Here is a 13,974-nt window from a genome sequence, read left to right as displayed (position 1 = left end):
TTGATATTCTGTCTTGCTATACCAGCATGTATCTTGTAAATCCGGATTTTTTGCCTTTGCTATTGATTTTGCCTTTGTTGCGCCCATTTGCTTTACGTAAATGGATGCTGTCTTTGTTATGGCATCGGCAACCTTGATGGGCATTAACATGGAATGGCTACTTGCTGTATTGATCTTGTCGGGACTGGGGGTGTTTGTGGTGCCCCGGGCGCGTTTGCGCTATGTGCTGTCGCAGGCTTTCCCCTTGAATTATTCAAAAATCCTGAGGAAAAACTTGCCAGGCTATTCACGCATGCCCACTGATTTGCAAATGCAATTGAAGCGGCGCATACGTCAGTTTTTATATCAAAAGACCTTTGTCGGTTGCGGTGGCCTGCATATCACGGATGAAATCAGGGTAACGATAGCCGGCAAGGCTTGTCTCTTGCTATTGAACCGGGAATCGGATGTATATCCGCAGCTAACCCACGTGCTGGTGTATCCCTCGGCATTTGTGGCACCCAGAACGCAGATGAATACGGATGGCGTCGTCACCCATACCAACCAGGGCTTGAGTGGTGAATCCTGGAGTGATGGCCGGGTGATCCTGGCCTGGGATCAGGTTGCGCATAATCCTGACACCGAAGCACGCGGGCAGGATGTGGTTGTGCATGAATTTGCGCATCAACTCGATAGTGAAACAGGAACTACCAACGGTGCTCCGGCTTTGAAGTCTGCAGCGGCGTATAAGGCCTGGTCTGAACTGATGGAAAGAGAATATGCGCAATTACATGAGGCAATTGCCAATGATACTCCGACCATCATTGACCCCTATGGTGCAACCAATCCGGCAGAATTCTTTGCTGTCGTGACCGAAGCATTTTTCAAGAAAAGCCGCGATCTTGCGCATTATCATCCCGCACTCTATGCGCAGTTGCAGGGTTATTATCGGGTTGACCCCTGTGACTGGGTGTAAGATCGCAACCACGTTCTTAGTGCCATACATAAAAACAAGGGGCGCATTTTGCGCCCCTTTGCTATTACTCTGCTGCTTCCAGATATTCCTGCTGCTCCAGCCAATCGGCTTCGATCTGCCCCAGTTCCTTGACGACGTAAGCCTGGTCGAGTAACAGGGTCTTCAGTTTTTCCTTGTTGGCATCGTTGTAGATATCGCTGTCTTCCAACTGCACATCGATGTCTTTCTTTTTCAGGTTCAGCTTTGCCATCTGTTCTTCAAGACGCTTGATGCGTGTTTCTATCGGTTTGCGCAGATTGGCGAGGCGCAGGCGTTCATCGGCATCGCGTTTGCGCTGTTCCTTGTCGTCGGCTTTGGCAACGGGGATGGTCTTGGCTTGCGGCAAAGCCGCTTCCAGCGCCTTGGTTTTTTCTGGCAGGGCAGGGTTGGTTTTTTCCAGTTTGTTTTTGAACAGCCAGTCTTTGTAGTCGTCCAAATCGCCGTCAAACGGTTGCAGCTTGCCATCGGCCACGATGATGAACTGATCGGTGGTGGCGCGCAGCAAATGCCTGTCATGGGAGACCACGACCAGGGTGCCTTCAAACTGCGCCAGGGCATCGGTCAGGGCTTCGCGGGTTTCCAGATCCAGATGGTTGGTTGGTTCATCCAGCAGCAAGAGGTTGGGGCGCTGCCAGACGATCATTGCCAGTGCCAAACGGGCTTTTTCGCCGCCAGAAAATGGTTTAATCGGACTGCTCACCATGGTGCCGGGGAAGTTGAAGCCACCGAGGAAATTGCGCAATTCCTGCTCACGTACATCGGGTGCAATATGCGCCAGATGCCATAGCGGTGATTCATCATGACGCAGCATTTCGACCTGGTGCTGGGCAAAATAACCGATGGACAGGCCCTTGCCGGTTTGCATGACGCCATTCAAAGGCGCGATGTCGCCGACGATGGTTTTGATCAGTGTGGATTTACCCGCACCATTCACGCCCAAGAGGCCGATGCGCTGGCCGATTTGCAGCGTGAACTTGACATCACCAACGATTTTTTTCTCGGTGAAGCTGTGATCAATTTCCGATTCGGTGCGATAACCGCAATCAACATCTTCCATCACCAGCATGGGGTTGGGGGCGCTGAGCGGCTCGCGGAACTCAAAAGAGAATTCGGCAGCAGCGCGCAAAGGTGCCATTTCTTCCATACGTGCCAAAGCCTTGATACGGCTCTGCGCCTGCTTGGCTTTGGATGCCTTGGCCTTGAAGCGGTCGATAAAGGATTGCAGATGGGCGCGCTTGCGGGTCTGTTTCTCCAGCATGCCTTGCGCCAGTTCCAGTTGGGCGGCACGCTGGCGTTCAAAACCGGAATAATTACCACCGTAACGCTTGAGCTTGCGCTCATCAATGTGGACGATGACATTCACCACGCCGTCAAGAAAATCGCGGTCATGGGAAATGATGATCAGCGTGCCTTCATAACGTTTCAGCCAGTCTTCCAGCCAGATGATGGCGTCCAGATCCAGATGGTTGGTCGGTTCATCCAGCAGCAGCAAATCGGATTTGCACATCAGCGCTTGCGCCAGGTTCAGGCGCATGCGCCAACCACCAGAAAAACTGGCGACCGGTTGTTCCAGTTCATTGATCTTGAAGCCCAGGCCCAGCAGCAATTGCTCTGCACGCGGGCGCACGGTATAGGCGTCGGCATCGGCCAGTGCGCCGTACATATTGCCGATGGCAATGCCGTTGTCATGGCTCTCTGGCTGGGCTTCCAGTTCGGCCAGTTGCGCTTCCAGTTTGCGCAAAGCGACGTCGCCATCTATCGCGTAATCGATGGCACTGCGTTCGAGTGGTGGGGTTTCCTGTGCCACGTGGGCAAGCTGCCATTTGGCCGGGAAATCAATGCTGCCCTGGTCGGGATGCAATTCACCGCGCAACATGGCAAACAGGCTGGATTTGCCTGCACCGTTAGAGCCGATCAAGCCTATCTTGTCGCCGGGATTGAGCGTCACATCGACGCTGTCAAATAAAGGTTTGATGCCGCGCGCCAGGACGACTTGTTGAAGACGTATCATATAAACTTAAAGTAATGGGGTAATACTGTTTTGTTGATGCAAAAAAATGGAAAAACGGGCAAAACTGAATTTGCCCGTCTTCATGATGTTTATGACACTGCGCTACACTGATTTATGCAGTGAAATTGGTCAGTTGGCTGGCTTCCACCAAAAATACCATGTCGTCACCGGCACTGGTACTTAACCAGGTCAGGTTCAGTTCGGGGAAGGCGGCTTCGGCAAAGGCACGTTCATTGCCAATTTCCACCATCAACAAACCATCTTCGGTCAGGCGCTGTGCAGCACCGGCGACGATCTTGCGCACCAGGTCCATGCCATCATCACCGCCAGCCAGGGCAATTTGCGGCTCATGCATATATTCCTTGGGCAGCTTGGCCATGGAACCGGAATTCACATATGGTGGATTGGTGATGATGAGATCGTATTTCTTGTCCGGCACATTGCTGTACAGGTCAGACTCGATCAGCGTAATGCGGTCTTGCAACTCATAGGTTGCCACATTGCGTTTTGCCACTTCCAGCGCATCTTTGGAAATATCGACAGCATCCACATGGGCTTCAGAAAACATGTCGGCCAGCATGATGGGCAGGCAGCCTGAGCCGGTGCACAGCTCAAGGATATTGCTGATCGCTTCAGGATCAGTTACCCATGGTGAAAAATGTTCGGGAATCAGTTCTGCAATGAAGGAGCGCGGCACGATGACACGTTCATCCACATAGAAATTGTAAGTACCCAGCCAGGCTTCATTGGTAATGTAGGAAGCGGGTACGCGGTCTACCGCACGTCTGTCGATCACACGCAATACCGCATCTATTTCTGATGGCAATAAATGCGCATCAAGGAAGGGCTCTATCTTGTCTAGCGGCAAATGCAGGGTATGCAGCAATAAATAAGCTGCTTCATCCAGCGCATTGGCACTGCCATGGCCAAAGAACAGTTTTTCTTTGTTGAAACGGGTGACGGCATAACGCAACAGATCGCGCAGGGTCAGAAAGGTGGTGGCAGGTGTAGTCATATTGTTTCCGTATCGGCCAGTGGCTGGCAGAGGCTCAGGTCAGCAAGTTTTCCAGGGTGCGTCGATAAATGTTTTTGAGCGGGTCTATGTATTGCAGCTCTATGTGTTCGTCGATTTTATGGATGCTGGCATTCGGCGGCCCAAATTCCACCACTTGCGGGCAGATCTTGGCGATGAAGCGACCATCCGACGTGCCGCCGGTGGTAGAAAGTTCAGTTGTGATGCCAGTTTCGGCACGTATGGCATCACCCAGTGCATCACTGAGGCTGCCTTTGGGGGTCAGGAAAGGGTGGCCGCCGACCGTCCATTTCAAATCATATTCCAGGCCATGTTTGTCGAGTATGGCGTGCACGTGTTGCTGCAAACCCTCGGCTGTGCTGGCGGTGGAGAAACGGAAATTGAAATCGATGACGGCTTCGCCAGGTATCACGTTGGAAGCGCCAGTGCCCGCATGGATATTCGACATTTGCCAGGATGTGGGCAGGTAATATTCATTACCCTGATCCCAGATTTCGGCCACCAGTTCTGCCATCGCAGGTGCGGCCAGATGGATGGGGTTTTTTGCCAGTTGCGGATAGGCGATATGACCTTGCACGCCTTTGACGATCAGCTTGCCCGACATGGTGCCGCGACGGCCATTCTTGATGGTGTCGCCTAGTTGGTCGACAGAAGTCGGTTCGCCAACAATGCAATAATCCAGTTGTTCGCCACGTGCTTTCAGTTTCTCGCACACCACCACGGTGCCATCGGTGGCCGGACCCTCTTCGTCGCTGGTGATCAGGAAACCGATAGAGCCTTTATGATCAGGGTGGGCCGCGATGAATTCTTCTGTTGCCACGACGAAGGCGGCGATTGAGGTTTTCATGTCGGCGGCACCGCGGCCATACAGTTTGCCATCCCTGTGGGTCGGTGTAAAAGGTGCCGATTGCCATTGGGTGACCGGGCCGGTGGGTACGACATCGGTGTGGCCGGCAAACACCAGTAAGGGCTGGCTCTGGCCGCGCCTGGCCCACAGATTGGTGACTTCACCGGACTGTATGGTTTCACACTGGAAGCCCAGTGGTTCCAGCAGGGCGATCAGGGTGTTCTGGCAGCCTTTGTCTTCAGGTGTGACTGAATCCAGTGCAATCAACTGTTCGGTCAGGGCAAGTGTTTTGCTCATGTTTATTTCTTGAAAATGGACTGGTATTGCGGCACAGAAAACCCGACATTGACTTGCTGCTGGTCGCCATTGGCGATCAGCATGACCGGACGCTTGATGACGGAAGGTTTATCCAGCATCAGGGCAATAGCCTGTTCGGTATCGTCAGCAGAGGCTTTTTCTGCATCACTGAGGGCGCGCCAGGTGGTACCCTTGCGGTTGATCAGCACATCCAGGCCTTGATGTGCCAGCCATGATTCTATGGCGGCACGGCTCAGCCCCTGTTTCTTGAAATCATGAAACTCAAATGCCAGGTCTTGTTCCTGCAGCCAGGTGCGGGCTTTTTTAACTGTGTCGCAGTTCGGAATGCCGAACAGGGTGATGCGCTGTGTCATACGTCTTTAATCGCTACTCGATGGTTAAAAGTTCAAGGGTTGCAGGTTCAATGGCTACACGTTGAGGGTAAATTCCGTGAACGAGGCTTCGTCCTTGCTTTCAGGTTCTGGCTCAGGTGGTGGTGCTGCACTGGCGGGTGCTTCGTTATTCAGCAGCCACAACAGGTTGTTTGCCGAGTCGGAGTTGGCCAGGCCTTCTTCCTGGGTGATCAGACCTTCCTTGATCAGATACATGAGGGCGCGCTCGAATGTCTGCGAGCCTGGCGACAGACTTTTCTCGATGGCTTCCTTGATCTGGAAGATATCTCCTTTTTCTATCAGTTCAGCCACATAGCGGGTATTCAGCATGATTTCGACCGCAGGGCAGCGGCCACCGTCTTTGGCCCGTATCAGGCGTTGCGAAATAATGGCGCGTATGGACGATGACAGATCCAGTAGCAAGGCATTCCGGGTTTCCATGGGGAAGAAACTGATAATACGGTTCAGCGCCTGATAACTGTTATTGGCATGCAGCGTCGCCAGCACCAGATGGCCGGATTGCGCATAGGCAATCGCCGACATCATGGTGTCCAGGTCACGAATTTCGCCAATCAGGATGCAATCGGGTGCCTGGCGCAGGGAATTTTTCAGTGCAGTTTTCAGGCTTTCGGAATCGCTACCGATTTCACGCTGGTTGACGATGGATTTCTTGCTGCGGAACAGATATTCAATCGGGTCTTCCAGCGTCAGGATATGGCCAGTCCTGATTTCATTCCTGTGATCAAGCATGGAGGCGATGGTGGTGGATTTGCCTGATCCGGTTGCACCGACAACCAGGATCAATCCACGTTTTTCCATGATCAGTTCAGACAGCACCGGCGGCAAATGCAGCGTGTTCAATACAGGGATATCACCGGGAACAAAGCGGAATACGGCTGAAATCGAGCCGCGCTGGCGGAAGGCCGACAAACGGAAACGGCCTATGCCAGGGGCACCGATACCGATATTCAGTTCGTTTTTTTCTTCCAGTTCCTCCATATAGTCAGACGCAATCACTTCACTCAACAGTGACAGGATATTTGCCTGATCCATTTTTTGCTGGTTGATAGGAAGCAGATTGCCATTGATTTTGAGATGAATAGGCGAGTTCATCGCAAAAAACATGTCGGATGCATGTTTCTCTTTCATCAGTTGAAATAATCTCTCCATCGCTGCCATGATGTTTCCTTATTCTGAACTATAAATTGATCAAAAGACGCAATCAGACGCCGCGCAGCAATTCGTTGATGCTGGTTTTGGAGCGTGTTTGTGCATCAACACGTTTCACGATCACCGCGCAATACAGGCTGTATTTGCCATCAGCAGATGGCAGGTTGCCAGATACCACGACGGAGCCAGCAGGCACACGGCCATAGCTGACTTCACCCGTGGCGCGGTCATAAATCCTGGTGGACTGGCCGATATATACACCCATGGAAATCACGGAATTTTCTTCCACGATGACGCCTTCGACGACTTCAGAACGAGCGCCGATGAAACAATTGTCTTCAATGATGGTTGGGTTGGCCTGCATGGGTTCCAGTACGCCACCGATGCCAACGCCGCCGGACAAATGCACATTTTTACCGATTTGCGCGCAAGAACCGACGGTGGCCCAGGTATCAACCATGGCACCTTCATCGACATACGCGCCGATATTCACATAAGAAGGCATCAACACCACATTCTTGGCGATAAAGCTGCCGCGACGTGCAACTGCTGGTGGCACTACACGGAAACCGCCTTTGACGAAGTCTTCAGCCGTGTAATTGGCAAATTTGGTCGGCACCTTGTCGAAGAACTGCATATGGTCGCCAGAAGGCATGCAGATATTGTCTTCCAGACGGAAAGACAGCAGCACCGCTTTTTTAATCCATTGATTGACCTGCCAGCTACCATCAATTTTTTGCGCTACGCGCAGGCTGCCAGTATCCAGTTCGCCCAATACATGGGCAACTGCTTCCCGAATTTCTGCAGGAGCGGATTTAGGAGAGAAATTGCTGCGGTCTTCCCAGGCTTGATCGATGATTTGCTGTAATTGTTGAGTCATGTTGATATCTTCAGATGATTAAATAAACAAAATGTTGCGCGTGCGTTGCAGTGTAAGGTCCAGGTTTTGGTTAAGCATGTTTTTTGCAAAAACTGACAATTCTTTGTGCGGCTTCCAGACATTCTTCAGGCTCGGCCACCAGCGCCATGCGTAGACGATTCTGTCCCGGATTGATGCCATGTGCTTCACGTGCCAGATAACTGCCCGGCAAAACTGTAACATTATATTCCTCGTAGAGGCGACGGGCGAATTCCGTGTCTGACATACCCAGCTTGTCTGGCACCCTGGCCCACAGGTAAAAGGCGGCGTCGGGCAGGCTGACTTCCAGCACTTCCTGCAGGACCGGGGTGATCTGGGCAAATTTGCGGATGTACTTGTCGCGATTTTCCTGCACATGGGTTTCGTCGTTCCAGGCGACGACTGAGGCAGCCTGTATACTGGGGCTCATGGCACTGCCGTGGTAAGTCCGGTACAGCAGGAACTGCTTGATCAGTGCTGCATCACCAGCGACGAAGCCAGAGCGCATGCCAGGCACATTCGAGCGTTTTGACAAGCTGGAAAGGGTGATCAGGCGGCGGTAGTCATCCCTGCCCAGCGCGCGTGCTGCCTGCAGGCTGCCCAGCGGCGCTTCAGCCTTGAAGTAAATTTCCGAATAGCATTCATCGGCAGCAATGACAAAATCATATTTGTCTGACAGGGCAAACAGTTCGGCCCAGTCATCCTGGCTCAAAACGGCACCGGTCGGGTTGCCGGGTGAGCAGATGTACAGCAGTTGCACCCGTTTCCAGATGCTGTCAGGTATGCTTTTATAGTCAGGCGCAAAATTGCGCGCCGGATCAGCATTGGCGAAATACGGTTCGGCACCGGCCAGGTAGGCGGCACCCTCGTAAATCTGATAAAACGGGTTGGGGCATACCACCAAAGGCAAACCGTCCTGGCCGCCCTGGCCATCTTGGCAAGCAGCAGGGTTGATGACGGTTTGTGCCAGGGCAAACAAGGCTTCGCGTGAACCGTTGACGGGCAAGATCTGCGTTACGGGATCTGGTGCCGGTATGCCGTAGCGGCGGGCTATCCAGCCGGAAATGGCATTGCGCAATGCATCAGAGCCGGCAGTGGATGGGTAACTGGCCAGGCCGCCCAGATTGGCGATCAATGCGTCCGTGATCAGCTTGGGTGTCGGATGCTTGGGTTCGCCTATGCCTAGACTAATGGCGGCGTAAGCAGGGCTGGGTGTGACACCGGCAAACAGTCGTTTCAGTTTTTCGAACGGATACGGTTGCAACTTGCTGAGGTAGGGATTGAAGGTCATTTATTGATTATTGGCAACTTGATGGCGATGGTCAGGCTTTTTCTGCTACTTATTTGGCCCGCTGATATGGCCCGCTAATTGGCTCATTTATCTGGTCCGTTTATCGGATTCCGGTATTTTATTTGGTTTTGCTTGGGTCACATGCAGTCCGTATTATAGCCTCCAGCGCATTCTTCAGAGTAGGGCTTTCACACCTGGTTTTGCCGAAAGCCTGCATAAGCTGTGATTGGGGTTGCTGCATGCACGGAATTGGCACGGAATTGTACGGAATCACAGGGGGATAAATCAGCGCCAATTGTGTAATAAGTTTGAAAACTAAAAATTTTGCCTTTACGATGGTATGATGCAGCGACACTGGGGTGGCTTGTGTATACAGCCTTGGGAAACATAGAATACGCGGTAGATTTGACTGCAAAAGATAATAAAATTAAACAAAGTGCGATTAACTTCTATTAAATTGTCGGGATTTAAATCTTTTGTCGATCCCACTCATTTTCAGGTTCCTGGCCAGTTGGTGGGTGTAGTCGGCCCGAATGGTTGCGGCAAGTCGAATATTATCGATGCCGTACGCTGGGTTTTGGGCGAATCAAAAGCGTCAGAATTGCGTGGCGAATCCATGCAGGACGTTATTTTCAATGGTTCCACCCATCGCAAACCCGCCGGTCGTTCATCGGTAGAGCTGATTTTTGACAACAGCATGGGCAAAGCTGCTGGTCAATGGAGCCAATATGGTGAAATTGCCGTCAAGCGTACGCTGACGCGCGACGGTACTTCTACCTACTACATCAACGGACAACCGGTGCGCCGCCGTGATATCCAGGATATTTTCCTCGGTACTGGTTTGGGCCCGCGTGCCTATGCGATTATCGGCCAGGGCATGATTTCGCGCATCATTGAAGCGCGCCCTGAAGAATTACGGATTTTCCTGGAAGAAGCAGCTGGCGTATCGCGCTACAAAGAACGCCGCCGCGAGACTGAAAACCGTATCCACGACACCCATGAAAACCTGGTGCGTGTCGATGATATCTTGCGTGAATTGAATAACAATCTGGACCGATTGGGTGCGCAGGCGGTGGTTGCGAATAAATTCCGCGAATTGCAGACCGATCAGGAAGAAAAACAAAAACTGCTGTGGTTGCTGCGTAAAAAAGAAGCAGAAAACGAGCAGAAAAAACATTTCGCCGAGATAGAAAAAACCCAGCTGGACCTGGAAGAGCACACCGCCAAATTGCGCCACGTAGAGCTGGAACTGGATCAGATGCGCCAGACGCATTATGCAGTCGGTGACCGTATGCACCAGGCGCAAGGTCATCTGTACCAGACCAATGCCGAGATCGGCAGTCTGGAAGCGCAAATCAAGTTTGTCATCGAGTCGCGCAGTCGTTTGCAGTCGCAATTGCAGTCCCTGACCGCACAACGCGACCAATGGCAGAACCAGAGCCGGCAATTCCAGGATGATTTGTCTGAAGCCGACATCCAGGTAGAAGAGTTGGCCATGCGTGCCGAGCAGGCACTGGAAGTCAGCCAGCAGCAACAGGATAAATTACCCGCCATGGAGCAGGTATGGCGTGAATCGCAATTGAAAACGACCGAGTCGCGCGCCAGGATCATGCAGATGCAGCAGCAGATAGAGCTGGAATCTGCCCATCAGCGCAATGCCTCGAATATTTTGAATACCCTGGCATCCAGACGCGAACGCCTGATGCAGGAAAAGCAGGGACTGGTGTTGCCAGACACTACCCATCTGGACAATCTGTCCATGCAACTGGAAGAAAAAAAGCAAGTGCTGGAAGAACTCAGCATGCAACTGGAAGAGGCGCAAGAGCGCTTGCCAGTACTGGAAGACGAACGCAAGCAGGCACAACAGCAAGTGAACCAGGATGCCGCCGAATATGCGCAACTGGAAGCGCGCCTGCTGGCGCTTAAGCAATTGCAGGAAAAAGTCCAGACCCAGGGCAAGGTACAGCCATGGCTGGAAAAACACGAATTGAGCAGCTTGCCCAAGATCTGGCAAAAACTGCATATCGAAGCTGGCTGGGAAACTGCACTGGAATCCATACTGCGTGAACGTACTGCCGCGCTGGAAATGTCGAATCTGGACTGGGCCAAAGCCTTTTTTGGTGATGCGCCACCTGCCAAGCTGGCCGTTTGCGCGCCCACCGTCATGGCTGATACGGTCGCACCTGTTGCCGGCTTCAAACCCTTCATCGACTTATTGCAACTCAATGACGCCGGGGTGCGTGGCCTGATGCAGGATTGGTTACATCAGGTCTACATTGCCGATGATATTGCCTCTGCCTTTATGGACAGGGTGAAATTACCGGCTGGTGCCTGCTTTATTACGAAACAGGGACATGTGATTGCCCGTTCCAGTGTGCGTTTTTATGCCTCTGATTCCGAGCAGGATGGCGTGCTGGCACGCCAGCAAGAGATAGAAAATATCACCAAGCAGTGTCGCGCCAAGCACATGCTGGCTGACGAATCCAAGACCCGCGCCGTCCGTGCCGAATCTGCGTATACCCAGGCGACCCAGCAATTGCAGGATTTGCGCCAGCGTGTAGGCAGCCTGACCCAGACTACCCATAGCCTGCAAATTGAATTCATGAAATTGTCTGAAGTGCAGGAGCGCTTTAACCAGCGCAGCACGCAGATTGGTAGTGACCTGGCAGAGATCGCTGCGCAAGAGGCTGAACAGCAGCAGATTCGCGCCGAGTCCGAGCAAAAATTTGAACAGCTGGACATGGACCTGGCCGAGTTGCAGGAAACCCATGAAGAAGGCCAGACCGCTTACCTGGAAAAAGAACAGCAACTGAATGATGCCAGGCAGCGTTTGCGTGACCTTGAACTGGCCGCGCAGGAAGCTGCTTTTGCAGAGAAATCCCATCGCAGCAAGATGGAAGAATTGCGCCGCAGTATTGCGACCGCACTCGAACAATCTGCGCAATTGTTTGCCAGCATGCAGCAAGGGCAACTGGAACTGGAATCCATGGATGACCAGACCGCCCAGGCTGGCTTGCAAGACTTGCTGGATCGTCGTAGCGAACAAGAAAGAGCACTGGCGAATGCGCGCCATGAGCTGGATCAACTGACCCAGCAATTGCGTCATCATGAAGAAGCCAAGATGCAGGTAGAGCGCAGCCTGCAGCCACAGCGTGACCGCATCGTTGAACTGCAGTTGAAAGAACAGGCTGCGCGTTTGAGCCAGGAACAATTCTCAGAACAGTTGCGCAATTTTGAAGTCGATGAAGAAGCCTTGTCGCAAAAATTGCATGATGATCTCAAACCTTCGTATTTGCAGGGTGAGGTCACCCGCCTGACCAATGCCATTGCTGCACTGGGGGCGGTGAACATGGCGGCGCTCGACGAATTGTCGCAGGCGACCGAGCGCAAGACTTTCCTGGATGCCCAGCATGCCGACCTGACCGAGGCGATCACCACCCTGCAGGATGCCATCCATAAGATTGATATGGAAACACGCGACCTGTTGCAGGATACCTTTGACAAGGTAAATCACCATTTTGCCGAACTTTTCCCTATCCTGTTTGGTGGCGGTCAGGCCAAGCTGATCATGACCGGCGATGAAATCCTGGATTCTGGCGTGCAAGTCATGGCGCAGCCACCAGGCAAGAAAAATGCAACCATCCATCTGTTATCTGGCGGTGAAAAAGCGCTGACGGCAACGGCTCTGGTGTTTTCCATGTTCCAGCTCAATCCTGCACCTTTCTGCTTGCTGGATGAGGTGGATGCGCCGCTGGATGATTCAAATACCGAGCGTTTCTGCAATATGGTGAAACGCATGTCTGCCAACACACAGTTTTTATTTATCTCCCACAACAAGATTGCGATGGAAATGGCACAACAATTGATTGGTGTCACCATGCAGGAGCAGGGGGTTTCACGAATCGTGGCGGTGGATATGGAGTCTGCCGTCAATTTTGCTACTGAGGTTCAAGCAGCATGACAGATCTACAAATCAGTTTATTGGTAATTGGTGGGACGCTGGTAGTCGGCGTCATTATTTTTAACAAGTGGCAAGAATACAAGGCAAAAAAAACCGTAGAAAATGCGTTCGGTGATGGGCATGACGATGTACTCATGCATCCCGATGCACCGGCAGACAGTATCGTCCGGCATGAGCCGGTGATGGATGGTGATGTCAGCGTGGAAGGGCTACCAGCCTCACCAGACATGGCGTCTCATGACCAGGGTGATGCGGACCATGCACCGGCAGTGCAGGAAAAAGAATTGCCGGTCGACGAATTGATCGATTGCGTCATCCCGCTGGAATTTGAAACGCCAGTGCGTGGCGAAAAAATCCTGGCAGAAATCGCTGACCTGAAATACGTAGGTAAAAAACCGGTACATTTCATCGGTCAAAGTCATAGCGGTGAAAGAGATGTGATCGCCGTCGGTGGTGCCTATACCTGTTTGTTTGCCGGTGTGCAGATGGTGAGTCGCAGCGGCCCGCTGAATGAACTCGAATATTCAGAATTCATCATGAAACTGCGTGCCATTGCAGACAACCTGAATGCGCATTCCGATATCCCGGACATGAACAAGGTCATGATCAATGCACGTGAACTGCATCAGTTTGTCGCCGAGCATGATGCGCAACTGAGCGTCAATATCGCCGCCAATGGTGCGCCATGGGCCTTGAACACCTTGCTGGCAGCGTTGGAGAAAATGGGCTTTGACCAGCGCCCGGATGGCCGTTTGATGATGCCTGATGGCGATGGTGGCAGCCTGTTCACCCTGTCGACCAATGTCAGCGTCAGCGAGACCATGACGTCGCGCCTGACCCTGTTGCTGGATGTGCCTTGCGTGTCGCCGGCGCGGGATGGCTTTGGTGCCATGGCTGCCTGTGCACGTTCTTTGTCTACCCGTCTTGGCGGTACCGTGGTGGACGATGGCAATCAGCCTATCTCCAAACTGGCGCTGGATGAAATTGCAGGGCAGGTCAATGAGTTTTATGCCGCCATGGCGGAAGCACAGATACCGGCAGGTTCCTTGCGGGCGCAACGACTATTTAGCTGAATAAACG

At 52.5% G+C, this 13,974-nt stretch carries 10 protein-coding genes; 3 read left to right on the top strand and 7 right to left on the bottom strand.

Annotation, left to right across the window (positions count from 1 at the left end; all coding sequences use genetic code 11):
* The first annotated feature begins 148 nt into the window (after positions 1-148).
* Complete coding sequence (locus tag ACO0K9_RS04665; RefSeq protein ID WP_422982226.1) at positions 149-955, top strand: zinc-dependent peptidase; 807 nt, start codon at positions 149-151, stop codon at positions 953-955.
* A 64-nt stretch (positions 956-1,019) separates the two neighbouring features.
* Here ACO0K9_RS04665 and ACO0K9_RS04660 read toward each other — a convergent pair whose 3' ends face one another.
* The 7 genes from ACO0K9_RS04660 to dapC all read right to left on the bottom strand — a co-directional run bounded on the left by ACO0K9_RS04660 (position 1,020) and on the right by dapC (position 8,933).
* Positions 1,020-3,005 carry an ATP-binding cassette domain-containing protein gene (locus tag ACO0K9_RS04660; RefSeq protein ID WP_422982224.1) on the bottom strand — a complete coding sequence of 662 codons (1,986 nt, stop codon included), beginning with the start codon at positions 3,003-3,005 and terminating at the stop codon, positions 1,020-1,022.
* Between the two features lie 112 nt (positions 3,006-3,117).
* Positions 3,118-4,020 (bottom strand): 50S ribosomal protein L3 N(5)-glutamine methyltransferase, encoded by a 903-nt coding sequence (gene prmB, locus ACO0K9_RS04655; protein ID WP_422982222.1) that lies wholly within the window; start codon positions 4,018-4,020, stop codon positions 3,118-3,120.
* A 34-nt stretch (positions 4,021-4,054) separates the two neighbouring features.
* Positions 4,055-5,182, bottom strand: coding sequence for a succinyl-diaminopimelate desuccinylase (dapE, locus tag ACO0K9_RS04650; RefSeq protein WP_422982220.1), 1,128 nt, complete (start codon positions 5,180-5,182; stop codon positions 4,055-4,057).
* A 2-nt stretch (positions 5,183-5,184) separates the two neighbouring features.
* Positions 5,185-5,556, bottom strand: coding sequence for an ArsC family reductase (locus ACO0K9_RS04645; protein WP_422982218.1), 372 nt, complete (start codon positions 5,554-5,556; stop codon positions 5,185-5,187).
* Positions 5,557-5,610: 54 nt separating this feature from the next.
* Positions 5,611-6,753, bottom strand: coding sequence for a PilT/PilU family type 4a pilus ATPase (locus ACO0K9_RS04640; protein WP_422982216.1), 1,143 nt, complete (start codon positions 6,751-6,753; stop codon positions 5,611-5,613).
* 43 nt (positions 6,754-6,796) lie between these two features.
* On the bottom strand, positions 6,797-7,624 hold the full coding sequence (gene dapD, locus ACO0K9_RS04635) for a 2,3,4,5-tetrahydropyridine-2,6-dicarboxylate N-succinyltransferase (protein WP_422982214.1): 828 nt from the start codon (positions 7,622-7,624) through the stop codon (positions 6,797-6,799).
* A 70-nt stretch (positions 7,625-7,694) separates the two neighbouring features.
* Entirely contained in the window at positions 7,695-8,933 is a 1,239-nt protein-coding gene (gene dapC, locus ACO0K9_RS04630; RefSeq protein ID WP_422982212.1) for a succinyldiaminopimelate transaminase, read from the bottom strand.
* 436 nt (positions 8,934-9,369) lie between these two features.
* Here dapC and smc point away from each other — a divergent pair, with 436 nt between their 5' ends.
* Together smc and ACO0K9_RS04620 are read left to right on the top strand one after the other, a co-directional pair.
* A complete protein-coding gene (gene smc, locus ACO0K9_RS04625; RefSeq protein WP_422982210.1) occupies positions 9,370-12,894 on the top strand; it encodes a chromosome segregation protein SMC in 3,525 nt (1,174 codons plus the stop codon).
* On the top strand, positions 12,891-13,967 hold the full coding sequence (locus ACO0K9_RS04620; protein ID WP_422982208.1) for a cell division protein ZipA C-terminal FtsZ-binding domain-containing protein: 1,077 nt from the start codon (positions 12,891-12,893) through the stop codon (positions 13,965-13,967). The genes smc and ACO0K9_RS04620 overlap by 4 nt, the downstream gene beginning before the upstream one ends.
* Positions 13,968-13,974 lie beyond the last annotated feature (7 nt).

This window comes from Undibacterium sp. Ji50W, assembly GCF_049340445.1.
GTDB lineage: Bacteria > Pseudomonadota > Gammaproteobacteria > Burkholderiales > Burkholderiaceae_D > Undibacterium.
The sequence above is the reverse complement of the archived record's forward strand: the minus strand, read 5'-3'. Positions and strand labels throughout refer to the sequence as shown.